Here is a 25,592-nt window from a genome sequence, read left to right on the forward strand (position 1 = left end):
TATTATTTGACCGGTATCATGCTTGTTGCGCTGTTTCGCTTCCTGTCCTTTTTCCCCTTGCCGCTGCTGCATGCCGGCGGCGCGCTGCTGGGCCACGTGGTCTATATGGCATCGCCGGCTTACAGGACAAGGCTGAAAGACAACCTGAACCGGGCCGGCTTCGGCGCCGACCTGAATACCGCCATCAAAGAGGCCGGCAAGAACGTCCTGGAGCTGCCTTTCATCTGGTGCGCGCCGCTGGACCGCGTGCTGGCAAGCGTCAGGATAGAAAACTGGGAACTGGTGCAGGCGGCGCTGGATGCGCAAAAAGGCATCGTCTTCCTGACTCCGCACGTAGGCTGCTTCGAAGTTACTGCACAGATGGTCGCCACTCGTACCCGCCTGACCGTGCTATACCGCCCGCCACGCAAGGAAATCCTGCGTCCCTTGATGGAAGGAGGCCGCACGCGGGGCGAACTGATGCTGGCGCCAGCCAACCTGTCCGGCGTCAGGAGCATGGCCAGGGCATTGAAAAAAAATGAAGCCGTCGGCTTGCTGCCCGACCAGGTGCCGCAGCAGGGCGAAGGCGTATGGGCCGATTTTTTCGGCAAACCCGCTTATACGATGACACTGTCCGCCAAGCTGCATGCGATGACCGGCGCGCCCATCATCCTCACCTACGCAGAACGCCTGCCGCGCGGCCGCGGCTATGTAATGCGTTTCGTTCCGTTTGAAGGCGATTTGAGCGGCAGCGCCGAACAGCAGGCCGCTGCCATCAACGCGGCGATGGAAAAACTGATTGCCCGCTGCCCTGCGCAGTACTTCTGGAGCTACAACCGCTACAAGAAGCCGGCAGGCGTGGCCGCGCCGGACCAGGGCGGCGACAGCGGAACAAGCATGAAGGCGAACGCATGAGACTGCTGCTCGCTTTCATGTGGCTGCTGCACTGGCTGCCCCTGCCGGTGCTGGGCCGGCTGGGCAACGGCCTGGGTTCGCTGCTGTTCCGCATCATGCAGCCGCGCCGCCATATCACGCTGACCAACCTGCGCCTGTGCCTGCCGCAACTGTCGGAACAGGAACGCAAGCAGCTGGCGATACGCCATTTCCAGGCGTATGCCAGGAGCGTGCTGGAACGCAGCATCCTGTGGTGGGCGCCGCTGAAGCGGCTAAAGAAACTGATCGTGCTCGACCCTGCGCTGCCTGTTGAACAGATACGCTCCGGCCCGACCATCCTGCTGTGCCCGCACTTCGTCAGCCTGGACGTGGCGGGCGCGGCGGTGGCCATGGAAATCTCGATGAGTTCCATTTATACGCAGCAGCGCAATGACGTATTCGACAAGGCCTTGCGTGACGGCCGCCTGCGGTTCCGCCCTCAAAAGCTGATATCCCGCGCGGAAGGCGTCAAGCCCATCATCCGCGAACTGCGCAGCGGCGGCGGCTTCTTCATGCTACCGGACATGGATTTCGGCGCCAAGGACGCGGAGTTTGTGCCCTTCTTCGGCATACCGGCAGCCACGCTGACGGCCACTGCGCGAATCGCGGCCATGACCAATGCACAGGTCATACCGGTGATTGCAACGATGCTGCCGGACTTCAAGGGATGGAAAGTGACGTTTCACCCTGCCTGGAAGGACTACCCGGGGGATGACATCGTTGCCGCGACGCGTTTCATGAACGAATTCATCGAACGAGAAGTGCTGAAGGCGCCGGCCGAATACTTCTGGACCCACAAGCGCTTTAAAACAAGACCGCCGGGCGAGCCCGGCGTTTATTGAAACGGTAAAAGCCCGTGAAGCCGTAAAACCTGATACCTGGAAGCGATCAGCTGCCTGCCAGCAGGTCTCTTTCACCCGGCAACAGCGTATTGGCCGGCAAGGCCTCTACCTGTTTCAACCGCTCGTACATGGGCGTGAAATCCGGCGCCGTATCCTCGAACAGCTGCTTGAAATCGCGGATGACGAAATAGGTTTCCTGATAGGAGTCTATCTTGTACAGCGTGCGCATGCAGCGCTCCACGTTCAGCGGAATATGGCGTGAAGGCGTGTTCTTCAGGCAGTATTCCAGCTCGCCGCCGGAAGACAGTATGCCTGCACCGTATACACGCAAACCCTGCGGGCTCTCGATCAAGCCGAACTCCACCGTATACCAGTACAGCCGCGCCAGGTAATCGAGGCCGCCCAGTTTCATCGCCTTCAGGCCGCCTTTGCCGTATTCCTGCATATGGTCGGCAAATACCGGATCGAACAGCAGCGGTACGTGGCCGAAATAGTCATGGAACACATCCGGCTCGACGATGTAGTCGAACTCCGCCGGCGTGCGCAGCCATACGGTAACTGGGAAACGGCGATTGGCAAGATGATTGAAAAAGGCTTGTTCGGGAATCAGGCCGGGAACGGCGACAATGCGCCATCCGGTTGCCTTTTCCAGCGCTTCCGAGGTTTTTTCAAAATCGGGAATCCCGTCGGATGCCTTCAGGGCCGCCAGCGCAGTAATGAATTCATCGCAGGCGCGGCCCGGCACCAGCGCTTCCTGGCGCTTGTACAGGCGGCGCCACAAGGCGTGCTCTTCTTCCGTGTAGGCTGCCCAGTTCTGCTTGACCACGTATTGCGCGTCGGCCGCGGAATAGTCGCCGCGCAAGGCGGCGCCGTCCGATTTTTCGGCAACGGTGGCCAAAAACTCTTCGTTGGAAACTACTGCGGTATCCATAGCTTTCTCTCTTTAATCGAAACAAAAAAGGCTGACAGGGTGAACGCTCGTCACTCCAGTCAGCCCCTAGCCACGCAGTATACTACGCAGTGGCCGTATCGTCTTTCAGCACGCCACGGCGTATCTGGTCCAGCTCGATGGACTCGAACAAGGCGCGGAAATTACCTTCGCCGAACCCCTGGTCGCCCTTGCGCTGGATGATCTCGAAAAAGATGGGACCGATGACGGTGGACGTGAAAATCTGCAGCAGCAATTCGCGCTTGGTCGCATTGCTGTTGCCGTCCACCAGGATGCGCAGGCGGCGCAGCTCTTCCAGGTTTTCGCCGTGGTTAGGCAAGCGGCGGTCTACCAGGTCATAATAGGTTTCTATCGTGTCCTGGAATTCAACGCCGTCGGTCTTCATGCCGGCCACTGTTTCATAGACGTTGTCCGTGCCCATTGCGATGTGCTGGATGCCTTCGCCATGGTACAGGTCCAGGTATTCGGAGATCTGCGATTTGTCGTCGGAAGATTCGTTGATGGGAATACGGATCTTGCCGCAAGGGGAAGTCATCGCCTTGGATTTCAGGCCTGTCAGCTTGCCTTCGATATCGAAGTAGCGCACTTCGCGGAAATTGAACAGGGATTCGTAGAAATCCGCCCATTCCTTCATGCGGCCGCGATGCACGTTGTGCGTCAGATGGTCGATGTAGGTCAGGCCGTGGCCTTTAGGGTTTGCCTCGGCGCCGGGGATCGCGACGAAATCGGCGTCGTAGATGCTGATGTTGCCGATCGCGCCGGGAGTGCCGCCATCCTTGCCGTGCCAGCGGTCGACAAAATAGATCAGCGAATCGCCTATGCCCTTGATCGCGGGGATATTCAATTCCATCGGGCCGGTCTTGTTGTCGAAGCCCCAGGCACCCAGTTCCAGCGCGCGGTTATACGCATAGGCAGCATCTTTTACGCGGAAGGCGATCGCACATACCGAGGGGCCATGCTTGCGCGCGAAGCGCTGCGCAAACGAGTCAGGCTCGGCGTTGATGATGTAGTTGACTTCGCCCTGGCGGTATAAAGTGACGTTCTTGGTGCGGTGCCTGGCTATCGCGGTGAAGCCCATGCGGATGAACAAATCGCCCATTGCTTTTGGATCGGGTGCGGCGTATTCGACAAATTCGAAGCCGTCTGTGCCCATAGGGTTTTCCCAGGGTTGAAAATCCATGCGTGTCTCCTCGGTGTGATCATGATCGGTGGGCAACAAAGAACACCGGCTTCACCTGCCCTCGTCTGACGAAGGCCACCACTCCGGCTTGCTGTGCGTTTTGCTGCTGGCTAGTTTTCTAGTATAGGCTTCAGGTGACGCCATATAATTGCAAAATAACCCAATAAATCCGTTTTTTGAGCAATAATATTGCTTAAAATATCGGATTTATGGTGAAATATGGCCTCAGTGGAATTAGATAAGATAGACCGCAAGATCCTGGCAATTTTGCAGTCGGATGGGCGCCTGACGAACCAGGAGGTAGCCGAACGTGTCAACCTGTCGCCGTCGCCCTGTCTGCGGCGCATCAAGCGTCTGGAAGAAACCGGCGTTATCCGCAAGTACGTAGCGCTGCTGGAACCGGCCAAGATAGGGCTGGGCCTGCTGGCTTACGTCAACGTGCGGCTGGAAAAGCACAACGACACCCCCGGCAAGGGTGCCTCGCGTTCACCGCGCAATGATTTTGCGGCATCCATAGAACAGTGGCCGGAGATCGTCGCCTGTTATGCAATGACGGGGGAAATGGATTACCTGCTGAGAGTGCATGTGGAGGACATGGACCACTTTTCGCGCTTCATGATGGAAACGCTGCTGCGGCACCCTGCGGTGCTCGATGTCAAATCCAGTTTTGCGCTCCAGCAAATCAAGGATACAACGGCACTGCCGGTACTTAGCACGCAGGCTTAGCCGCTAGTCAATTGCCGCCGCTCATCCCCGGCAGGTTACGCAGCCATTTGACGGCGGCGCGCCGGTTGGCCTTGATGTTGTAATCCAGCGTGGCTACCTGTTCCTGCACCGCTTCCGTCAGCATGCTGGTTGCATCTGCCGGCAATAGCTTCAGGTAGGCATCTGCCTCGCCATATTCCCTGTGGATTTCCATACCGGCTTTTTTGGCAATGTGGATCATGGTCTGGTTACTGGACAGGCAATGCATGTACAGCGTATCGACATCGGCATTGCGGCAATGGATGGCGCCGCGTTTGAACAGGCGCGAGCCTACACCCTTGCCGCGAGCGGAATCGGATACCGAAACGCCAAATTCGGCAACCCGGTCTTTTTCCGTCGCTTCCGCGCCATGCTCGACTTTTTCACGTGGCGCGAATGCAAGATGGCCGACGCCGACAACTTTGAAACGGCTGTTGACGACGCCGAAGACCTTATCGCGTGAGAAATCAATGCCTTCGACATAACGGGTGACGAGTTCATCCTGCAGATAGGTGCCAAAGCGCAGTAAGCGGTCACTTTCTTTTAATTCCAGAAAATGCCTCAGTATCCTGTGCCTGTCACGTTCGGATAACTCCTTGACGAAGACATTGGATTTTTTCTTGGGTGCGGGTGTGGCGGCAGGCGGGGTGTCGCCCGGTTTGTGCGGATAAAGGTCAGCAGCGTTCATCATTTACCTCCGGTACATCACATTTTGTGCGGTGCACAATAACATTGTAGGCGATGTCGCGCTTTTTTTCCAGCCAAGGCACAAATTTTTGCATTCAGGCAAGCCCTGGGCAGCGGTTGCAATCCGCTCAGCTTTTCAAGCCTTCGACATAGAGGCGCACTGCATCAATCCTGGCATTGCGGACAGCCAGCGCTATCTGCTGCGGCTGGCCTGCGTAAGCCTGTGCAATATCTCCCGCCCGTATCTGCTGCACCGCCGCCAGAGCCCCTGCCAGATAATCGTATTGCGGGAAGCGGGCATCCGGCAAGCCGGAGCGGCCAAAACAGTCGCACTCCGAAGCGCGCAGCAACTCCAGGAAGCGCTGCGGCTTGCGGAAGGCATCGCTGCGCTCCATCAGCGCAATGATGGTATTCGGCCGCAGTTCCAGCGCGCGGCTGATGTTGCCGTGGTCCCGGGCGGCCATGACAGCCAGGTCGCGGCATTCCGTGGGCACTTTCAAACGCTGGCAGACAGCTTCGACCAGCTCTACGCCTTTCTGTTCATGCCCATGGTGGCGTGGCCATTCGCTGGCCGGCGTCGCGCCTTTACCCAGATCGTGCATCAATGCGGCAAAGCGCACCGCCAGCGAATACGAGCGACTGGCAGCATAGTCCACCACCAGCATCACATGCACGCCGGTATCGATTTCCGGATGATGTTTCGGTGGCTGCGGCACGCCCCACAGCACATCCAGTTCCGGCATGATGCGGGCCAGCGCGCCGCAATCCCGCAACACCTCGAACATGCGCGAGGGCCTGGCTTCCATCAGGCCGCGCGACAGTTCCTGCCACACTCTTTCGGGCACCAGCGCATCGACTTCGCCGGCTTCGACCATCTGCTTCATCAGCGCATTGGTTTCCGCCGCCACGGTAAAATCATGAGGCGCCTGCGAAAAACGGGCGGCAAAGCGCGCCAGCCGCAGGATACGTACCGGGTCTTCGGCAAATGCTTCCGACACGTGGCGGAAAATGCGGGCGCTGATATCCTGCCGGCCGTTGAAGGGATCGTGGATGACGCCCTGCTCATCCTGGGCCATTGCATTGATGGTCAGGTCGCGCCGGACCAGGTCTTCTTCCAGCGTGACGCCGGGATCGGTATGGAATACGAAACCCTTGTAGCCAGGCGCCGTTTTCCTCTCTGTGCGCGCCAACGCATACTCTTCATGTGTCTTCGGGTGCAGGAATACCGGGAAATCCTTGCCTACCGGCGTATAGCCTAGCGCCAGCATCTGCTCCGGACTGGCGCCGACGACAACGTGGTCGCGGTCCTGCACCGGCAAACCCAGCATGCCATCGCGCACCGCGCCGCCGACGATATAGGTTTTCATCATGCCCAGCCTAGTCTGGCGTGTGGTGGCCAGGCGCCACCTCGGTCTCGGCCAGCGCTTCACGTATCCACTGCGCCACTGCGGGATGCGCAGTGATGCGCTCCACATACGCCTGCAACGCAGGCGCCAGCGACACGCCATACGTATTGAAGCGCATGACGACCGGCGCAAAGTAGGCATCGGCAATCGAGAAGTCGCCGAATAAATATTCATGGGCGCCGTAGCGCGACAGGCACTCTTCCCATATTTCCGAAATACGGCCGATGTCAGCCTGTGAACCGGCGGTGCGGCCCTTGCCAGGCAAGCTGGCCCTGATATCCATCGACATATCGGCACGCAAACCCTGAAAGCCGGAATGCATCTCGGCGCAGATGCAGCGGGCAGTCGCCCGTGCAGCGGTATCCTGCGGCCACAGATTATGCGCGGGGAACTGTTCCGCCAGGTATTCGCAGATCGCCAGCGAATCCCAGATGACATTACCATCCGCCAGCAGCACCGGCACCCTGCCTGCCAGCGAGTATTCCGAGATCAGCCTCGCGGTATCGGGATGATCCAGCAGGATGCGGACTTCCTCGAACGGAATACCGAAGGCTTTCATCGCCACCCACGCGCGCATGGACCAGGACGAATAATTTTTGTTGCCGATGACCAGCAACATGCCCGGCCTTTTATTCGACTCCAGCATTGCAGACAATGCAGGATCCAGTTCTGTTGTATTAACCATCGGTGCTATTCACTTTTTGTGGTGTCGGGCAAATCCCGCGGCAGGTCGCTATCATCGCCGCCCATGCCCTTGGGCACGACGGTGCCAAGACGTGCTTTCAGCGACTGTGGTTTCTTTTCAAACAAGGCTGCGTAATAGGTCGCATTGGACAGCACATTCTTGACATACGAACGGGTCTCGTTGAACGGGATGGTTTCCGCAAATATCGCGCCTTCGACCGGGCGCGTCAGGCTGGCACGCCACGCACGCGGCCGGCCGGGGCCGGCGTTGTAGGCAGCAGAAGCCATTGCCTGCGAGCCGCCCAGATCGGTCAGCACCATGTTCAGGTAGTTGGTGCCCAGCGCTATATTGGTTTCAATGTCGTTGACCTGGTTGGGGACAAAATCGCCCAGCCCCATTTTTTTCGCAACATAGCGCGCCGTGGACGGCATGATCTGCATCAGCCCGGACGCGCCTACATGCGAACGCGCCGTCATCACGAAACGCGATTCCTGCCGTATCAGGCCATACACCCAGGCCATGTCCAGGCCCAGCAGCTTGGTTGACTTGTACATGACGTCATTGAACGGCGTCGGGTAGCGCTGCGTAAAATCCATTTCGGTCTTGGTGCGGTCCGAGGTATTGACCATGCGGTCCAGCAAATTGTTTTGCCGCGCCAGCTCGGCTGCCGCCAGATGCTGCCGTTCGCTCATCTTGCGCAGTTCCCAGTTCCACTCGCGCGTGCCTTCCAGACGCAGGTTCATCTGGTAAAACTTCAATGCCCGCTGCAAGCCGGGATTTTGCGCAACGGCATCCATTTCGGCAGGCGCGAGCGGCTTCACGGTCACCGGCACCCCGACCTTCTGGCCCATTTCTTCCAGCGCCAGCTGTCCATAGAAATGCACCTGGTCCGCAATACTCTGGAACAGCACCTGCGCTTCCTCATTCTTGCCCTCGCTTTTCAGCACCCTGCCCTGCCAGTAGATCCAGGTAGGCTCATTGCGCAAGGATGCGGGCATGGCCGCGATCGCCGCTTTCAGCATCTTCCAGTCGCCGGCGCGTAATGCCATCCTCGCGCGCCACTGGTACGCATCCAGCGACAGTGGCGCACCGTCTGCCTGGCGCCAGTATTGCAATGCTTCCGGCTGCAGTTTCAACGACGATTGCAAGCCTATCTGGCCCCAGGCCAGTGCGCGCTCTGCTTCTGAAAACTTGCCCGCATGTCTGGCCAAGGTGGCTGCCGCCTGCTGTGGATCATTTTTGGCGTTACGGCCCAGCGCAATGATATAGAGCTCATGCGCGCTCTTGCCGTTTTCGGGCGGCTTGCTCAGTATCAGACCCGGTTTCTCAAAAGCCTGCGCCACCCGGGTATCCTTGACCTGCAGGTTCTTTGCCAGCCTTTGCGCCAGCGGCAAGGCGCCGTTTTCAGATGCCAGCCGGATCTGGTTCCAGATGTCTTCCGGGCTGAACTGGCCGTTTTCCGACAGGTAGGTCACCAGCGAATAGCAGCCGTCGCCGTAATCGCGGGCAGAAGTCAGCAGCGTGCGCGCATCGGCCGCAACTTTCTGGTTCTTCACCGCCCTGGACAGCAAGGCATAGCACTTCAGCTGCGTATCGTCGGCCACGACGAACTGCGGATACTGGATATCGAAGTTGGCCCAATCGCCGCGGTAACCCAGCACCAGCAGCCAGTCATTGCGCAGCCTGTCGGCCACGGCGCTGCCTTCATACTTGCTGATAAAAGCCTTGACCTCGGTCGCCGAGGCCGAGCGGATATGCGTCCGCAGCACGTAATAATCCACATACGAAGGAATATCATAATTGACCAGATAGGACGCGTGCTCTTCCGCCTTGGCGGCATCATCATGAAAAGAGGCATCGCGCAGGGCCATGAAACGGTCGTCGTCGTTGACAAAACTCCGCGGGGCCGCGGCCGGTCCTGCCTTGGCCGCCAGTGCATCTCCCGCTGCCGCCAGGTGGCACAAACCTGCTACCATCACGATGACAGCGCCTGCAATTTTTTTCAGCAAAAACATGTTCTACAGCTCTCAATATGAATGAACTACAGTATGACACACGCAAACAGCATAACACGGCCTGCATCCGCCAAAAAACCGGAAGAAGCGGGTTTGCATAAGCGTGAACAGGTAGTTGACAAGGCGGCATTGCGCAAGCAATTGCTGCAACGGAGGCGTGACCTGGAGCCGACTGCAAGGGTTGCCTGGGATGGGGAAATTGGTGCGCATCTGCAGCACTGGTGCGCGCAGCACAAGCCGCGCAGCTTAGGCGTGTACTGGCCGATACAGGCGGAGCCCGATCTGCTGGCGCTGTACCCCGCGCTGGCCGCCTCCGGCATACAACTGGCACTGGCCGTTGCGCATACGCGCGATGCACCGCTGGCATTTGCAAAATGGACACCGGGCGATGCGATGGAAAAAGACGTGCACGGCATCCCCGTTCCCGCGTCGCGGGGTGAAGATGCCGTCATCCGGCCGGAAGTATTGCTGATTCCCTGCGTCGGCTACACTCGGCAAAAATTCAGGCTGGGATATGGCGGCGGCTATTACGACAGGACGCTGGCGGCAGCACCGGACTCATCCGAGGCAGGCGCGATAAAAACGTTGGGGATTGCCTACCAATGCGGGCAGGCTGAGTTTGACGCCGAGCCGCATGACATAGCGCTGGATGTCCTGATCACCGAGGCCGGCTGCCTGGAATAAAAAAGGCGGCACGCCTGCCGCCCGTCACTGCTCCTGCAAAAAGGTCTACACCAGTCTTTGCCAGATGGCGGTTGTTGCGACCGCCTGGTTCAGTGAATAGAAGTGCAATCCAGGGGCGCCGCCTGCCAGCAGGCGTTCGCACAGCTGCGTGACGACGTCGAGGCCGAAAGCCTTGATCGACGCGGTATCGTCACCGTAGCTGGCCAGCTTCAGCCGTATCCAGCGCGGCACTTCGGCGCCGCACATTTCGGAAAAACGGACCAGTTGCGTATGGTTGGTGATCGGCATGACGCCGGCCACGATAGGGCTGGCGATGCCGGCTTTCTGCGCCAGCTCCACAAACTGGAAATAGGCGTCGGCATTATAAAAATATTGCGTGATCGCCGCATTGGCGCCTGCCTTCATCTTGCGGATGAAGTTTTGCAGATCGTCCTGCGGCGACCGCGCTTGCGGATGCACCTCAGGATACGCCGCCACTTCGATGTGGAACCAGTCGCCAGTCTCGGCGCGGATAAATTCGACCAGTTCGCTGGCATAGCGGAACTCTCCGGCAGCGCCGTAGCCGCTGGGCAGGTCGCCGCGCAATGCCACCAAGCGTCGAATATCGTGCGCCTTGTACTGCTGCAGGATATCGCGGATAGAATCCCGGGTGCCGCCCACGCAGGACAGATGCGGCGCGGCATCGTAGCCTTCCCTGCGGATATCGACAACGGTATCCAGCGTGCCCTGCTGCGTGGTGCCGCCGGCCCCGAAGGTGACCGAGAAATATTTGGGTTTCAGTTCGGCCAGTTTGGCGCGCGTCACGCGCAGCTTCTCGGTGCCTTCCGCCGTCTTCGGCGGGAAAAATTCTATGCTGAAATTATGTGCGGACATCGTTTTTGAGAAGTAAGGTGGACAGAGCCCATGAAATCACGCTGTACAGCAGCGCGCCGCCGACTGCGGACCAGAATCCGGCCACGTGGAAACCGTCGATGACATTGGCCACCGCCCAGAACATGAGGCCGTTGATAACAAAGATAAATAGCCCCATCGTCAGCAGCGTTGCCGGCAAGGTCAGGATCAGCAGAATCGGCCGAATCACCGTGTTGACGAAGCCCAGCACCACGGCAACCAGCAGCGCGGTGGTGAAACTGTCTATCGATACGGAATGCATCAGGTAAGGCAGCGCCAGTAAGGCCAGCGCATTGATGAGCCAGGTTGCAAGCAAACGCATGAAGTCTCCATAAATAAATGGGTGAGGCCATAAAATAATACCTCACCCACAGTCTTCGGCGGCCGCAAGGGCCGCCCGTTTTTACTTACTGCTTCCTACTACTGCTTAATAACGGTAGTGATCCGCTTTGTACGGACCGTTTTTGCTGACGCCGATATAAGCGGCTTGTTCATCCGTCAATTCGCTCAGTTGCGCATTGAGTTTCTTCAGTTGCAAGCGTGCTACTTTCTCATCCAGGTGTTTTGGCAATGTATAAACACCAACCGGATATTGATCGATGTTCAGGAACAGCTCGATCTGCGCGATTGTCTGGTTCGCAAACGATGAGCTCATCACATATGACGGATGGCCGGTGCCACAACCCAGGTTGACCAGGCGGCCTTCTGCCAGCAGGATGATGCGCTTGCCGTCTGGGAATATCACATGGTCCACTTGTGGCTTGATGTTATCCCAGGTGTATTTTTTCAGCGAAGCAACGTCGATTTCATTGTCGAAATGGCCGATATTGCAGACGATGGCCTGGTCTTTCATCTTCAGCATGTGCTCGTGGCTGATGACGTGGTAGTTGCCTGTCGTGGTGACGAAAATGTCGCCATGTTCAGCTGCGTAGTCCATCGTCACAACGCGATAGCCTTCCATCGCAGCCTGCAATGCGCAGATAGGATCGATTTCGGTGACCCATACTTGCGCCGACAGCGCACGCATCGCCTGCGCAGAGCCTTTGCCCACGTCGCCATAGCCAGCGATGACGGCAACCTTGCCTGCAATCATCACGTCGGTAGCGCGCTTGATGCCATCCACCAGCGACTCGCGGCAGCCGTACAGATTGTCGAACTTGGACTTGGTCACGGAATCGTTGACGTTGATCGCCGGGAACGCCAGCTTGCCTTCCTTGTGCATCTGGTACAGGCGGTGCACGCCGGTTGTTGTTTCTTCTGTTACGCCCTTGATCGCGGCCAGGCGCTTGGAATACCAGTCCGGCTCAGTCGCCAGATGTTTCTTGATTGCGTTGAACAGGCAGATTTCTTCTTCGGAACCGGGGTTGGCCAATACCGAAATATCTTTTTCCGCGCGCGTGCCCAGGTGCAGCAGCAGCGTTGCATCGCCGCCGTCATCCAGGATCATGTTGGAGAAGCCGCCGTCTTTCCATTCGAAAATACGATGCGTGAATTCCCAGTATTCATCCAGGTTTTCGCCTTTGAAAGCGAACACCGGCGTACCACCAGCAGCAATTGCCGCAGCAGCATGGTCTTGCGTAGAATAAATGTTGCAGGACGCCCAGCGTACCTGCGCACCCAGTGCGTTCAGGGTTTCGATCAGGACGGCGGTCTGGATCGTCATGTGCAGCGAACCGGTAATGCGCGCGCCTTTCAGCGGCTGGCTGGCGGCGTATTCGTCACGAATCGCCATTAGGCCGGGCATTTCTGTTTCGGCAATCTTGATTTCTTTTTGACCCCAGCCAGCCAGGCTGATGTCAGCTACCAGGAAGTCTTGATCGGATTTTTGCAGGGATGATATAGAGGCGTTCATCACGCCCTCCTTTCTTGTGAAAAAAGTAACGTGAGCGCGGTTGCATGTTCCAAGCCTGGCGAAACGGGTGAGCACCCTGTATTTCGTCGCAACGCTCCTTGGAATTGACGCAGTATAACGCAAATCATCTGGCTGTAGACAAATGGGCGCAACCGTCAGCGACAAAGTGCCGTCACCCTTGCCAATCAGAAATGGCTGCATCCATGAAAAAAGCCGGACGCGATCCGCATCCGGCTTTGTGTCGCTCAATTCTGAGCAAATTAGTGTCCGTCGAAATCGCAGACTGTATACAGTTGCAACCCCGAAGCCTTCAGCAGCCTGGAACCACCCAGTTCCGGCAGATCAACGATGCAAGCGCCCTCGATGACTTCAGCGCCAAGGCGTTCCAGAAGTTTCTTACCTGCCATCATGGTGCCGCCGGTGGCGATCAGGTCGTCGATCAGCACCACACGGTCGCCCGGTTTGCAGGCATCGGCATGCAGCTCCACCGTGGCGCTGCCGTATTCCAGCTCATATTGTTCCGACAAGGTATTGAAGGGCAGCTTGCCCTTTTTGCGAATGGGCACGAAGCCGAGGTTCAGCTCATAGGCCAGCACCGAACCGATGATGAAGCCGCGCGCATCCAGCCCTGCCACCATGTCCAGCTTGGCATCCATATAACGATGCACGAACAGGTCGATCAGCAGGCGGAAGGTTTTTGGATCCTGCAGCAGCGGCGTAATATCGCGGAACATGACGCCTTGCTGCGGCCAGTTTTCCACAGTGCGGATATGGTCCTTGATATATTGGGATGCGTTTAACATCGTATGATGTCCTTCCTAAGGTGCTCTTCAGATTTTTACATGCAAAAGCCCGCTGTATTATCAAAAAATACAGCAAGCTTTTTTGCGGCAGGCGCTATTTTAACAGGCGATGCTCTGCCCGCACGACAGCTTCTGCAATGCCCCGTACCACAACCACATCGCCCTCCTGCAGCACAATCTCCTGCGCAAGCTCCAGCCGCAGCTTGCCGCGCCGGACTGCCGTGACGTCCACTTCCAATTCGGCCAGGTTCAGGCCCAGCAGCGTTTTCCCTATGGACTTGGCGCGATCGTGCAGCACGATGGTATGCAGGCGCACCTGCATGCTCTCCGGGCTGTCGGCGGCGTCGCTGGCGCCATGAAAATACCCGCGCAGGGATTCATAGCGTTCGTCGCGCGCGGCCTGCACCCTGTGCACGACGCGGCGTAGCGGCACGCCCAGCAGCACCAGCGCATGCGAGGCCAGCATCAGGCTGCCTTCCAGCAGTTCCGGCACCACCTCGGTGGCGCCGGCTTCGCGCAGCTTGTCGAGGTCGGCGTCGTCGGTGCTGCGTACGATGACGGGCAGCGTGGGGTTCAGTTCGCTGACGAAGTGCAGCACCTTCAGCGCGGACGCTGTATTGGTATAAGTAACCACCAGCGCGGCGGCGCGGTTGATGCCGGCGGCAACCAGGCTTTCACGGCGGGCCGCATCGCCGTACGACACATTGGCGCCGGCAGTCTGCGCTTCGCGTATGCGGTCCGGGTCTAGGTCCAGCGCGTGATAGTCTATTTTTTCTTCGGTCAGCAACTTGGCCAGACTCTGTCCGCTGCGCCCGAAGCCGGCAATGATGACGTGTTTTTTGGCCGACATCGTACGCGTCGCTATCTGCGTCAGCGCCAGCGACTGCATCATCCACTCATTGGCAGACAGCTTCATGACGATGGCATCGGACTTGGCCAGGATGAACGGCGAGGCCAGCATCGACAACACCATCGATGCCAGGATCAGCTGTATCAGCAGCGGGTCCACCAGTTGCAGGCCGCCGGCCTGGTTCAGCAGCACAAAGCCGAATTCACCGGCCTGCGCCAGTCCCAGCCCGGTACGCAGCGCCACGCTGGTGGATGTGCCGAACAGCTTGGCCAGCGCGGTGATCAGGCCGAATTTCAACAATACCGGCCCCATCAGCAGCAACAGGATCAGCCAGCCGTTGGCCGCCACCAGCCGCACATTGAGCAGCATGCCTATGGTCACGAAGAACAGGCCCAGCAATACATCGCGGAAGGGCTTGATGTCCTCTTCCACCTGGTGCCGGTACTCAGTTTCGGAAATCAGCATGCCGGCAACGAAGGCGCCCAGCGCCATCGACAGACCGGCGTAATCGGTAATCCATGCTGCGCCGAGCGTGACCAGCAGCAGGTTCAGCATGAACAGCTCCTGCGAACGGCGCTTGACCACGATGCTGAACCAGCCCCGCATCAGTTTTTGCCCTACGAACAGCAGTACGAACAGCACGAAAGCCGCCTTGGCGCTGGCGCGTGCCAGCGTCTCGACCAGGTCGCCGGAATGGGAGGCCAGCGCCGGCACCAGGATCAGCAGCGGCACGACTGCGAGATCCTGGAACAGCAGCACGCTGATGATCTGGCGACCATGCGGACTTTCCAGCTCCAGCCTTTCAGTCAGCATCTTGGACACGATGGCAGTGGACGACATCGCCAACGCGCCGCCCAATGCAAACGACGCTTCCCAGCTGATATTGAATCTGGATGGCAGGAACAGGGCCATCAGCCAGCCGAACAGCATCGTGGCGACAATGGTAACCAGCACCTGCGCCATGCCCAGCCCGAACACGGCCTTGCGCATCGACATCAGCTTGGGCAGCGAAAATTCCAGGCCTATGGAGAACATCAAAAAAACAACACCGAATTCAGCCAGCTCATGGGTAGTGGCATCATTCTGCGCCAGCCCCAGCCCATAGGGACCGATCAGGATGCCGACCACGAGGTAGCCCAGCATAGGCGGCAGCTGCATCATGCGAAAAGCCACCACGCCCAGCACGGCGGCCCCTAAAAGCAAAAGTGTAGTATCCAAGGCGGTCATGTTGCTTATTATTACTTAAATGGGCGATGCGTATTCAATAATGCGGCAACTATTGTTTAGATGAGAGCAAAAGTAACTGTATGACATCTTCAGTTTCCGCCTAGGCAATATTCAATCTAATGTATCTGGCAAAGTTTTTGCTTAATGAATTTCGTTTATACTTTCGGCATGAGCTCACTTCACTCCCCATTTAATGCACTACCGACCCCATCCAGCCTGGTCACATTTGATGCCGAACGCGCCCTGGCGCTCGCCTGCGAGACTTTGCAGATTGAAGCGGACGCCATCCAGCTCCTGAAACAGCGGCTGGCCAGCGAGGGCCACACCGATTTCACTGAAGCGATTTCGCTGCTGATGAACTGCCGCGGCCGCGTGGTCGTATCGGGCATGGGCAAATCCGGCCATATCGCACGCAAGATGGCCGCCACCTTTGCATCGACCGGCACCCCTGCCCTGTTTGTCCACCCTGGTGAAGCGGCGCACGGCGACCTGGGCATGGTGACGCCGCAGGACGTCTTCATTGCGATTTCCTATTCCGGCGAATCGTCAGAGCTGGCCGCCATTGTGCCCATCATCAAACGGCTGGGCACCAGGCTGATTGCGATGACCGGCAACCCGTCCTCCAGCCTGGCGGAGTGGGCTGATGTCCATCTTGATGTCAGGGTAGAGAAAGAAGCCTGCCCGCTGAATCTGGCGCCGACCGCCAGCACGACAGCGACGCTGGCGTTGGGAGATGCGCTGGCGACCGTGCTCCTGGATGCGCACGGCTTCCGCGAGGAAGATTTCGCGCGCTCCCACCCTGGCGGTGCGCTGGGCCGCAGGCTGCTGACACACGTACGCGACATCATGCGCACCGGCGACGCGGTGCCGCAGGTGACTGCTGACACCAGGCTGACCACGGCCTTGCTGGAAATCACCAAAAAAGGCCTGGCGATGACAGCCATCGTGGACGCAGAACAGCGCGTGATCGGCGTGTTTACCGATGGCGACCTGCGCCGCCTGATGGAAAAAGTTCAGGATTTCTCGCAAGTCGTCATTGCCGACGTCATGCACAAGGCGCCGCGCACGATACGCGCCGAACAGCTGGCGGTGGAAGCTGTCGAAATGATGGAAACCTATCGCATCAACCAGTTGCTGGTCGCAGACGAAAGCGGCAAGCTGGTCGGCGCGCTGCATATCCACGACCTGACCCGCGCCAAGGTGATCTGATGAGCAGCATGGATTCCGGCAAGGCTGCACAATTGAAACTGATGATTTTTGACGTGGATGGCATCCTGACCGACGGCAGCCTGCACTTTGGGCCCGAGGGAGAAATGATGAAGACCTTCAATGTGCTGGACGGCCAGGGCATCAAGCTGCTGCAGCAGGCCGGCATCGCGACGGCAATCATCAGCGCCCGCAGCTCGGCCATTGTCGCCAGACGCGCAGCGGACCTGGGCATCGCCCATCTGCGGCAGGGCATACACGACAAAAAATCCGCGTTCCTGGAACTGCTGGCAGAACTCAATATCAACGCCGATGCCTGCGGCTTCATCGGCGACGACGTCATCGACCTGCCGGTGCTGACGCGCGTCGGCTTTGCCGCCAGCGTGCCGAATGCGCATCCGGAAGTCAGGGCGCGCGTCCATTATGTAACGCAGGCAGCAGGCGGCCGCGGTGCAGCACGCGAGGTATGTGACTTCATCCTGAAAGCGCAGGGCAAATACGAACAGGCGCTTGCGCCTTTCCTGCAGTAAATGGGTGAAATGATATGAGATACATACTTACCGCCGACCGCTTCCGCCTGTGGCTGATGGTAGCGCTGCTGGCCGTTGTTGCACTAGGCAGCTTCTGGGTGCTGGAAGTCATGCGCCGGAATAATGACGAAGGCAACTCCCGTTCCGCTCCCCGCACGGCACCTGACTACTACGTGGAAAATTTCAATTACGTGAAGCTGTCCAATGACGGCAAGACCAATTACCACATCACCGGCAAGCGCATGACGCACAATCCGCGCGATGACGACTATGAAGTGGAGCAGCCGCGCATCAACAGTTTTGACGACAACAAGACACCGGTGACCGTGGTTGCCGACCGCGCGCTGATTGAGCAGAAAAATACGCCTGTGCACCCGGCGAAGGATAGCGACGAAGTCCATTTGTACGGCAACGTCAATGTCAGCCGTCCGGACGGCCCTGCATCCAAATGGATGACGCTGGAGTCCGAGTATCTGTTGCTGCTGACCGACCTCAACATCATGAAAACCGATAACCCCGTGACTATCACCAGCGCCCGCGCCGTCATGCATGCCGTTGGCATGGAAGCCAACAGCACTACGCAGGAAGTGCGCCTGCTGAGCAAGGTGAAAGCCACATTCGATGCGCGCTCGGGCTCGGCGCCGCGTCAACAACCTACCCGATAGCCAGGTTTTATATATGAAAAATAATACCCATTTTAGTTCTGCGCGGCTGCCGAAGTCACTCTTTCTGGCGGCCTGTATTCTGCTCCCCGCCGCCGTGCTGGCCGAACAGGCAGACCGCTACAAAAAGATCGACCTAGAAGCCGAATCCTCTGTCCTCGACGACAAGACCAAGATCAAGACCATGACCGGCAACGTGGAGATCACGCGCGGCACGCTGCTGATCAAGACCGACAAGGCCGTCGCGACCGAAGGTGCTGAGGGATTCCAGTTCATCGTCATGACCAGGGGTCCCGGCGGCCAGGCGTTTTTCAGACAGAAGCGGGATGGCGGCCCCAACCTGTGGGTGGAGGGCGTTGCCGACCGCATGGAATACGACGAAAAAACCGAGGTCGTCAAATTCTTCAATAAGGCGCACGTGAAATACCTGGAAGGCAAAAAAGTCACGCAGGAGCAGGAAGGCGAGTTCATGTCGTATGACAGCAAGACCGAGAACTTTGTCGGCGCCAACAATGCGTCGGGCACCAGCGTGTCTGGCGGTGGCAGGATCAAGATCACCATACAGCCCAAGCTGGAAGAACCCAAGCCGGATTCACCGACCACGCAGAACACACAGAAAAAATAATATGACGAGCACCCTTATTATCAGCGGCCTGCAAAAGAAATACGGCGCGCGGCAAGTCGTGCGCGACGTTTCGCTGGAGGTCAAGAGCGGTGAAGTGGTCGGCTTGCTGGGCCCGAACGGCGCCGGCAAGACCACGTCCTTTTACATGATCGTAGGCCTGGTGCCGTCCGACGCGGGCAAGATAGACGTCAACGGCACCGACATTTCTCACCTGCCCATCCACAAGCGCGCATCGCTGGGCCTGTCCTACCTGCCGCAGGAGGCGTCGGTATTTCGCAAGCTGTCGGTGGAAGACAATATCCGCGCCGTGCTGGAATTGCAAAGAGATGAGAACGGCAAGCTGTTGGAAAAGGCCAAAATCGAGGAAAGGCTGGATACCTTGCTGGCCGAACTGCAGATAGAAAAAATCCGCGAAAACCAGGCGCTGTCCCTGTCCGGCGGCGAGCGCCGCCGTGTGGAAATCGCCAGGGCGCTGGCAACCAGCCCGCGCTTCGTGCTGCTGGACGAACCATTCGCCGGCGTGGATCCGATTGCCGTGATCGAGATCCAGCGCATTGTCCGCTTCCTCAAGGAACGCGGCATCGGCGTGCTGATCACCGACCACAATGTGCGCGAAACCCTGGGTATCTGCGACCACGCCTACATTATCAACCAGGGCGCGGTGCTGGCCAGCGGCAGGCCGGATGAGATCGTCGCCAATGAATCCGTACGCAAGGTTTACCTGGGAGAGCACTTCCGGATGTAACGGATACCGCCCCCTATGAAACAAAGCCTACAACTCCGCACCTCGCAGCATCTGGCATTAACGCCGCAACTGCAGCAATCGATACGTTTGCTGCAGCTATCAACGCTGGAATTGCATCAGGAGCTGGAAAACCTGCTGACCGATAATCCTTTGCTGGAGCGGGTGGACGATCCTTTGGACAATGCCGTCAGGTTATTGGCGGACGGCGCCATCAGCGCCACCAGCAGCGGTTCGGACAACGACAGCAGCCCTGTCAACAATGGCGGCGACGAGCCGGTTGCGCCAGTCGACAGTGGCGAAAGCGGTGAAAGCCCAAATGCGACGGATACGACCAGCGCCAATGAAGAGGACTGGAGTTTTGACGACATGCCGCAAGGCTCCAAAGGTCCGGAAGAGGATGAAGGGCGCCCACAGCTGGAATGTGCGCAGACCTCGCTCAGGGAGCACCTGCTGGAACAGATGCGCGTCACCGTCAAGGAAATACGCGACCGTGCACTGATAGAGCTGATCATCGATGCGCTGGACGGCAACGGCTACCTGACGGAATCGCTGGACGATATCCATGGCGCGTTGCCCCTGGAACTGTGCGTGGAGCCGGAGGAGCTGAATTTTGCGCTGAACATGCTGCAGAGTTTCGAGCCGGCCGGCGTAGGCGCGCGCAGCCTTTCCGAATGCCTGGCGCTGCAAATCAGGCGGCTGCCGAAAATCCCTTTCGTCACACGCCGGCTGGCACTGGAAATTGTTGAAAAACATTTAACCCTTTTTGCACAGCGCGATTTCAACAAGCTGAAAAAAGTGCTTACTTGCGACGATGAGGACTTGCGTGAATCTCAGGTTGTCATCAAGCAATGCAAGCCACATCCCGGCGCCGAATTTACTGCCGATGCATCGGACTACGTGGTGCCGGATGTTATTGTCAGGAAATCAAAAAACGGCTGGCAGGTGTTGCTGAACCAGGATGTGATGCCGCGCCTGCGCGTCAACAGCATGTACGCGAACATCATGAAACAGAACCGCGGCGATGGCACACTGAGCTCCCAGCTGCAGGAAGCCCGCTGGCTGATCAAGAATATGCGGCAGCGCTTCGATACGATACTGCGCGTTGCGCAGGCGATAGTTGAAAGGCAACGCAATTTTTTCACGCATGGTGCTGTTGCGATGAGACCACTTGTTTTGCGCGAAATTGCTGATACACTGGGTTTACACGAGAGTACTATTTCCCGTGTCACAACCCAAAAATACATGCTGACCCCGCATGGAATGTTTGAGTTGAAGTACTTTTTCGGTAGCCACGTTGCGACGGAAACCGGGGGTGAAGCGTCATCCACCGCAATACGGGCACTCATCAAGCAATTGATAGGAGCAGAAGACCAGAAGAACCCACTCTCTGACAGCAAGATCGCAGACATGCTGGGTGAACAAGGCATGGTCATCGCGCGACGCACCGTCGCAAAATACCGGGAAGCCTTGAAAATCCCTCCAGTAAGCCTGCGCAAATCCTTATAAAAATCCTGGAATTCCCAGCGGCATTTATTGCAGTAATGCATGCTGATTTTTCAGATTTCTGTAACAAGTCCTTGTAATTGCGTCTTGCATTGCTATATATAATTTAGCTCGATCTTCAGGGCTAGCACCATGCTATATAGCAAGTAACATCTACCATAGGAGCGCCGTATGAATCTCACAATCAGTGGACATCACCTCGAAGTTACTCCAGCAATCCGTGAACATGTGCAAAACAAGCTAGAGAGGATAAGGCGGCACTTCGATCAAGTCATTGATATTGCAGTCATCCTGACCGTTGACAAGCTCCGGGAAAAAGAAAAACGCCATAAAGCCGATATCAATCTTCACATCAGCGGCAAAGACATCCACGTCGAAAGCCTCGCACAAGACCTGTATGCAGCGATAGACACGCTGATCGACAAACTCGACAGGCAAGTCATCAAACACAAAGACAAAATCCAAGGCCACAAAAACGACGCGATCAAGCATATCCCTGATCCTGCCTCCGCTTCCGCCTGACCGGCGCCTGGTACTGGAATAACGAAGGATGCCAACCGGCATCCTTTTTTATTGGGTTCGCCGCACTTGTGACCCGGCCGCAAGCGAACCGGAAACCCCGAAAAATATTTCTTTTACCAAAGAATCGCGGGCTGCCCGGATAAATCGCGCATACGCGCTAAAATAGGCTTTTCATCTCACTACGATCTTTTCCATGAGCGAATACGTCCAGACCTTCGTCCAGAACCAGATAGGCTTTATCACGCTGGACAGACCCAAGGCATTGAATTCCCTTTCCCTGGACATGGTCCGGGAGCTGACACAGATATTGCTGCAATGGCGCGAAGCGGATAATGTCGGCGCCGTCTTTATTTCTAGTTCCAGTGAAAAGGCTTTTTGCGCCGGCGGCGACATCCGCTTCTTTTACGATGCGGGCACGTCCACGCCGAGGGGCGACAGCGCCTTACTGGAAGACTTCTTCACCGAAGAATATGCGCTGAACCATCTGATCCATTTTTATCCCAAGCCGTATATTGCGCTGCTGAACGGCGTGGTCATGGGCGGCGGCATGGGCATTGCGCAGGCGGGCCCTTCATGCCGTATGCGCATAGTCACCGAGCGTACCAAGATGGCCATGCCGGAGGTCAATATCGGCCTGTTCCCGGACGTGGGCGGCGGTTATTTCCTGTCGCGTGCTCCGGGGCAATTGGGGACCTACCTGGGCCTGACCGGAGAAATCTTCAAGGCGGCCGATGCGATTTACGCCGAACTGGCGGATGTCTATGTGCCTACCAGTGCGATACCTGCGCTGATGCATCTGCTGACTTCGACGCAGCAGGCCGATATCCGCGCGGCGATCCGCGAATTTGCTGCGCCGTTTGCAGAGGAAATCAAGCTGGAAGAAAGCTCGCTGGCAACGCACCGCAGCCTGATAGACCAGTATTTTTCCGCCGGCGATGTGGCAACGATCATTGCAACGCTGTCGGAAGACGGCAGCGAATTCGCGCGGCAGACCCTCGCCGTCATGCAGAAGCGCTCTCCGCTACTGGTATGCGTGACGCTGGAGCAGATACGGCGCGGCGCCGGCATGACCGTTGCTGCCTGCCTGCGCATGGAACGCGATATGGTGCGCCATTGCTTCAAGCACGGCGAAGTACTGGAAGGCGTGCGTGCACTGGTGGTAGACAAGGACAACACACCGAAGTGGTCGCCGCCTAGCCTGGGCGAAGTAACGCCGGAAATGATACTGCCCTTCTTCGTATCGGCATGGCCCGACCATGCGCATCCATTGCGTCATTTGGACTGACGCAGCCAAGACGCAGAGTGCAGTAATAAAAAAAAGATGGGGCCCGCAGGCCCCATCTTTTTTAGTCACATCCGCTGCGAGTGATATTGCTTTAATGCTGCTGGCCGCCGCCCAGATAGGCAGCCTTGACCGCAGGATCGTTCTTCAGCTTTTCGGCGGGGCCATGCACCGATATCCTGCCGTTTTCCAGCACATAGCCGTAGTCCGCCACGTTCAATGCAGCGGCAGCAAATTGCTCCACCAGCAGCATCGTCGTGCCTTCCTGTTTCAGGCGCGAGATGATGCGGAATACTTCATCCACCAGGATAGGCGCAAGGCCCATGGAGGGCTCGTCCAGCAGCACCACCTCGGGGTTCAGCATTACCGCCCTGGCCATGGCAAGCATCTGCTGCTCGCCACCGGACAAGGTGCCGGCCAGCTGGTGCTGGCGTTCTTTCAGGCGTGGAAACAGTTCCAGTGCCTTTTCCAGGTCGACCTTGATATCGCCGCGCGGGCGGGAACCGGTGAAGCGGGGAAATGCGCCCAGCAGCAAGTTGTCCGTCACACTCATCGTGGCGAACACGCGCCGTCCTTCAGGAGAATGCGCGAGACCTGCGCGCGCAATCTTGTGCGAATCCAGGCCGGTAACATCCTTGCCATCCAGCGTGACCTTGCCCTCCTTGGGCTTGAGCATGCCGGAGATGGCGCGCATTGTCGTAGTCTTGCCGGCGCCGTTGGAACCGATCAGTGTAACGACCTTGCCCTTCGGGACTTCCAGTGAAATACCGTGCAGCACTTCGACCTTGCCGTACGCCGCGTGTAAATTTGAAATGCTTAACATATCATCCTCGCTTAAGCTGGAACAGGTGCATGCGCGGACTCATCGGCGGCGCTGCCGCCGAGATACGCTTCAATGACCTTGGGATCAGCCTGTACTTCAGCCGGCTTGCCTTCGGAGATTTTCTGGCCAAAATCCAGCACGGTGACGGTATCCGAAATAGACATGACAACGTCCATGTGGTGTTCGATCAGGATGATGGTGATGCCATGCTCGCGGATCTTGCGAATGATCGCCACCAGTTCCTTGATGTCAGGTGCGGTCAGGCCCGCGGCCGGCTCATCCAGCAGCAGCAGTTGCGGGTTCAGCCCGAGTGCGCGGCCAATCTCCAGTACGCGCTGCTTGCCGTAAGGCAGATTGCGCGCCTCCTCATCCGCCAGGTCCGCCAGCCCGGCAAACTGCAGGATGCTGGCAGCACGCTCGCGCGCGGCCTTCTCCTCACGGCGGTAGCGCGGTGTGCCTATCATCACATCGAAGACATTACTGCGGAAGGTATGGTGCAAACCGACCAGCACGTTTTCGGTCGCCGTCATCTCGCCGAACAGCTGCACGTTCTGGAAAGTACGCGCGACGCCGCCCAGTGCGATTGCGGAAGGCGTATTGCCGGAAATCTGCACACCGTTGAATTCGACCGCACCGGCTGTGGGCTTATAGATACCGGTGAGCACGTTCATCATCGTGCTTTTGCCGGAACCGTTGGGCCCGATCAGTCCGTGCACCGTGCCTTTGGCAATACGCAAATCCACCGAATTCAGCGCCTTTAGCCCGCCGAACTGCATCAGTAACGACTTGCCCTCCAGCAGATAACCGGACTTGCCGGCATCGGCGGCAGTGGCCACTGCATGGACGACGCTGTTTTGTGCAGAGACGGATTCGACGTGCTTGCGCCTGCCCTTGTTGAAGAAGCCATTGACGAAGCCGACGATGCCGTCCTGCAGGTAATAGACGACGAACAGCGTCATGAAACCGAAGATCGTCAGGCGCCAGTCGGTGATGTTTTCCAGCTTATAGGAAAATAGCGCCATGCCTATCGTCGCGACTACCGGCACAATCACATTGCGCCAGGTTTTTTTCTTGCTTGCGAGCAGGTAGGCAGAACTCAGCACGGCAGCCACGACCGCCACGATGGCGATCTGCCGGAACAGGTCGATGTCGGCGAGCAGGCTCGGCAGCATGACGACGATCAGTGCACCGAGCAGGGCGCCGCTGCGAGTCTTGCGACCGCCCATGATTACCGCCAGCAGGAACAGGATGGTTAGTTCAAAATTATAGGTATTTGGAGAAATGTATTCTTCTGAATAGGCATACAGGCTGCCCGACAGGCCGGCCAGCGCGGCGCTGATCACGAAGGCATAGACCTTGTAGCGGTATACCGATACACCCATGCAGTCTGAAGCAATGGGACTATCGCGCAAAGCTTCAAACGCGCGGCCCAGGTGCGATTTCAGGATGCGGTGCACGACGATCAGCGACAGCACCATCAATACGGCGACCAGGTAAAAATAGCCGACTTCCGTCAATTTTTGTCCGAAGAAAATGGGCTTGGAAATTTTGATACCCATCGGCCCTTCTGTCAGGAAGCTCATTTCGTTGATCAGTATCTGGATGATGGTGCCGAACGCCAGCGTCACCATCGCCAGGTAAGGACCGGTAACTCGCAACGCCGGCAGCGCCAGGATGGCGCCGAAGATGGCCGTCAGCACGATACTGGCCGGCATCGCCACCAGGAAAGGCAAGCCCAGTTTCAGATACAGTACACCTGTGGTATAGGCTCCGATGCCGAACAGCCCGGCATGGCCCAGCGACACCTGGCCGGTATAGCCGACGACGATGTCCAGGCCAAACAGCAGGATGGCGTAGATGAGGATGGTCTCCGCCAGATGGATATAATAAGGATTCGGAATCAGTATCGGGAATATCGCCAACGCGGCAATGCCCAGTACTGAGAGCGCAATGATTTTCTTGTTCAT

At 57.8% G+C, this 25,592-nt stretch carries 25 protein-coding genes and 1 riboswitch; of the genes, 12 read left to right on the forward strand and 13 right to left on the reverse strand.

The window, feature by feature from the left end:
• Window positions 1-18 precede the first annotated feature (18 nt).
• Together ACO0LO_RS12920 and ACO0LO_RS12925 are read left to right on the forward strand one after the other, a co-directional pair.
• Window positions 19-894 carry a lysophospholipid acyltransferase family protein gene (locus ACO0LO_RS12920; RefSeq protein WP_422964625.1) on the forward strand — a complete coding sequence of 292 codons (876 nt, stop codon included), beginning with the start codon at window positions 19-21 and terminating at the stop codon, window positions 892-894.
• Window positions 891-1,754, forward strand: a complete 864-nt coding sequence (locus tag ACO0LO_RS12925; RefSeq protein WP_422964626.1) for a lipid A biosynthesis acyltransferase — start codon at window positions 891-893, stop codon at window positions 1,752-1,754. Before ACO0LO_RS12920 ends, ACO0LO_RS12925 begins: the two co-directional genes overlap by 4 nt.
• Window positions 1,755-1,800: 46 nt before the next feature.
• On the opposite strand, the gene phhA is transcribed toward ACO0LO_RS12925, so the two are convergent.
• Both phhA and hppD read right to left on the reverse strand, forming a co-directional pair.
• Complete coding sequence (phhA, locus tag ACO0LO_RS12930) at window positions 1,801-2,685, reverse strand: phenylalanine 4-monooxygenase (RefSeq protein ID WP_422964627.1); 885 nt, start codon at window positions 2,683-2,685, stop codon at window positions 1,801-1,803.
• A gap of 82 nt (window positions 2,686-2,767) precedes the next feature.
• Window positions 2,768-3,883, reverse strand: coding sequence for a 4-hydroxyphenylpyruvate dioxygenase (hppD, locus tag ACO0LO_RS12935; RefSeq protein WP_422964628.1), 1,116 nt, complete (start codon window positions 3,881-3,883; stop codon window positions 2,768-2,770).
• A gap of 219 nt (window positions 3,884-4,102) precedes the next feature.
• Between hppD and ACO0LO_RS12940 the strand changes: the two genes are divergently transcribed.
• Window positions 4,103-4,609 (forward strand): Lrp/AsnC family transcriptional regulator, encoded by a 507-nt coding sequence (locus ACO0LO_RS12940; protein WP_394777763.1) that lies wholly within the window; start codon window positions 4,103-4,105, stop codon window positions 4,607-4,609.
• A 7-nt stretch (window positions 4,610-4,616) separates the two neighbouring features.
• On the opposite strand, the gene ACO0LO_RS12945 is transcribed toward ACO0LO_RS12940, so the two are convergent.
• From ACO0LO_RS12945 to ACO0LO_RS12960, 4 genes are all read right to left on the reverse strand, one after another.
• Window positions 4,617-5,315: a GNAT family N-acetyltransferase gene (locus ACO0LO_RS12945; protein WP_422964717.1), complete on the reverse strand. Its 699-nt coding sequence runs from the start codon at window positions 5,313-5,315 to the stop codon at window positions 4,617-4,619.
• A 127-nt stretch (window positions 5,316-5,442) separates the two neighbouring features.
• On the reverse strand, window positions 5,443-6,681 hold the full coding sequence (locus ACO0LO_RS12950) for a multifunctional CCA addition/repair protein (protein WP_422964718.1): 1,239 nt from the start codon (window positions 6,679-6,681) through the stop codon (window positions 5,443-5,445).
• A 10-nt stretch (window positions 6,682-6,691) separates the two neighbouring features.
• Window positions 6,692-7,405 carry a glutathione S-transferase family protein gene (locus tag ACO0LO_RS12955; protein WP_422964629.1) on the reverse strand — a complete coding sequence of 238 codons (714 nt, stop codon included), beginning with the start codon at window positions 7,403-7,405 and terminating at the stop codon, window positions 6,692-6,694.
• A gap of 5 nt (window positions 7,406-7,410) precedes the next feature.
• Window positions 7,411-9,420, reverse strand: a complete 2,010-nt coding sequence (locus ACO0LO_RS12960; protein WP_422964630.1) for a transglycosylase SLT domain-containing protein — start codon at window positions 9,418-9,420, stop codon at window positions 7,411-7,413.
• A 33-nt stretch (window positions 9,421-9,453) separates the two neighbouring features.
• Between ACO0LO_RS12960 and ACO0LO_RS12965 the strand changes: the two genes are divergently transcribed.
• On the forward strand, window positions 9,454-10,104 hold the full coding sequence (locus ACO0LO_RS12965; RefSeq protein ID WP_422964631.1) for a 5-formyltetrahydrofolate cyclo-ligase: 651 nt from the start codon (window positions 9,454-9,456) through the stop codon (window positions 10,102-10,104).
• 45 nt (window positions 10,105-10,149) lie between these two features.
• Here ACO0LO_RS12965 and metF read toward each other — a convergent pair whose 3' ends face one another.
• The 5 genes from metF to ACO0LO_RS12990 all read right to left on the reverse strand — a co-directional run bounded on the left by metF (window position 10,150) and on the right by ACO0LO_RS12990 (window position 15,727).
• The gene (gene metF, locus ACO0LO_RS12970) at window positions 10,150-10,977 is read right to left on the reverse strand and encodes a methylenetetrahydrofolate reductase [NAD(P)H] (RefSeq protein WP_422964632.1); all 828 of its coding nucleotides are present in this window, start codon (window positions 10,975-10,977) and stop codon (window positions 10,150-10,152) included.
• On the reverse strand, window positions 10,964-11,317 hold the full coding sequence (locus ACO0LO_RS12975) for a phage holin family protein (RefSeq protein ID WP_422964633.1): 354 nt from the start codon (window positions 11,315-11,317) through the stop codon (window positions 10,964-10,966). The genes metF and ACO0LO_RS12975 overlap by 14 nt, the downstream gene beginning before the upstream one ends.
• Window positions 11,318-11,422: 105 nt before the next feature.
• A complete protein-coding gene (gene ahcY, locus ACO0LO_RS12980; RefSeq protein WP_422964634.1) occupies window positions 11,423-12,847 on the reverse strand; it encodes an adenosylhomocysteinase in 1,425 nt (474 codons plus the stop codon).
• 25 nt (window positions 12,848-12,872) lie between these two features.
• Window positions 12,873-12,953, reverse strand: a riboswitch (S-adenosyl-L-homocysteine riboswitch).
• Window positions 12,954-13,107: 154 nt separating this feature from the next.
• The gene (locus ACO0LO_RS12985; RefSeq protein ID WP_422964635.1) at window positions 13,108-13,650 is read right to left on the reverse strand and encodes an adenine phosphoribosyltransferase; all 543 of its coding nucleotides are present in this window, start codon (window positions 13,648-13,650) and stop codon (window positions 13,108-13,110) included.
• 94 nt (window positions 13,651-13,744) lie between these two features.
• Entirely contained in the window at window positions 13,745-15,727 is a 1,983-nt protein-coding gene (locus ACO0LO_RS12990) for a monovalent cation:proton antiporter-2 (CPA2) family protein (protein WP_422964636.1), read from the reverse strand.
• Between the two features lie 168 nt (window positions 15,728-15,895).
• On the opposite strand from ACO0LO_RS12990, the gene ACO0LO_RS12995 reads away from it, so the two are divergent.
• The 8 genes from ACO0LO_RS12995 (at window position 15,896) to ACO0LO_RS13030 (ending at window position 22,805) form a co-directional block, all read left to right on the forward strand.
• A complete protein-coding gene (locus ACO0LO_RS12995; RefSeq protein WP_422964637.1) occupies window positions 15,896-16,936 on the forward strand; it encodes a KpsF/GutQ family sugar-phosphate isomerase in 1,041 nt (346 codons plus the stop codon).
• Entirely contained in the window at window positions 16,936-17,463 is a 528-nt protein-coding gene (locus ACO0LO_RS13000; RefSeq protein WP_422964638.1) for a KdsC family phosphatase, read from the forward strand. Before ACO0LO_RS12995 ends, ACO0LO_RS13000 begins: the two co-directional genes overlap by 1 nt.
• A gap of 14 nt (window positions 17,464-17,477) precedes the next feature.
• The gene (lptC, locus tag ACO0LO_RS13005) at window positions 17,478-18,128 is read left to right on the forward strand and encodes an LPS export ABC transporter periplasmic protein LptC (protein WP_422964639.1); all 651 of its coding nucleotides are present in this window, start codon (window positions 17,478-17,480) and stop codon (window positions 18,126-18,128) included.
• A 13-nt stretch (window positions 18,129-18,141) separates the two neighbouring features.
• Window positions 18,142-18,750: a lipopolysaccharide transport periplasmic protein LptA gene (lptA, locus tag ACO0LO_RS13010; protein WP_422964640.1), complete on the forward strand. Its 609-nt coding sequence runs from the start codon at window positions 18,142-18,144 to the stop codon at window positions 18,748-18,750.
• A gap of 1 nt (window position 18,751) precedes the next feature.
• Window positions 18,752-19,495, forward strand: coding sequence for an LPS export ABC transporter ATP-binding protein (lptB, locus tag ACO0LO_RS13015; RefSeq protein ID WP_422964641.1), 744 nt, complete (start codon window positions 18,752-18,754; stop codon window positions 19,493-19,495).
• 15 nt (window positions 19,496-19,510) lie between these two features.
• A complete protein-coding gene (locus ACO0LO_RS13020) occupies window positions 19,511-21,001 on the forward strand; it encodes an RNA polymerase factor sigma-54 (protein ID WP_422964642.1) in 1,491 nt (496 codons plus the stop codon).
• 168 nt (window positions 21,002-21,169) lie between these two features.
• Window positions 21,170-21,520, forward strand: coding sequence for a ribosome hibernation-promoting factor, HPF/YfiA family (gene hpf / locus ACO0LO_RS13025; protein ID WP_422964643.1), 351 nt, complete (start codon window positions 21,170-21,172; stop codon window positions 21,518-21,520).
• Window positions 21,521-21,713: 193 nt separating this feature from the next.
• Window positions 21,714-22,805, forward strand: a complete 1,092-nt coding sequence (locus ACO0LO_RS13030) for an enoyl-CoA hydratase/isomerase family protein (protein WP_422964644.1) — start codon at window positions 21,714-21,716, stop codon at window positions 22,803-22,805.
• A gap of 91 nt (window positions 22,806-22,896) precedes the next feature.
• Here the strand turns inward: ACO0LO_RS13030 and ACO0LO_RS13035 are convergent, their stop codons facing one another.
• Together ACO0LO_RS13035 and ACO0LO_RS13040 are read right to left on the reverse strand one after the other, a co-directional pair.
• A complete protein-coding gene (locus ACO0LO_RS13035) occupies window positions 22,897-23,625 on the reverse strand; it encodes an ABC transporter ATP-binding protein (protein WP_422964645.1) in 729 nt (242 codons plus the stop codon).
• An 11-nt stretch (window positions 23,626-23,636) separates the two neighbouring features.
• Complete coding sequence (locus ACO0LO_RS13040) at window positions 23,637-25,592, reverse strand: ABC transporter permease subunit (protein WP_422964646.1); 1,956 nt, start codon at window positions 25,590-25,592, stop codon at window positions 23,637-23,639.

It is taken from the genome of Undibacterium sp. TJN25 (assembly GCF_049339885.1).
Taxonomy (GTDB): Bacteria; Pseudomonadota; Gammaproteobacteria; order Burkholderiales; family Burkholderiaceae_D; genus Undibacterium.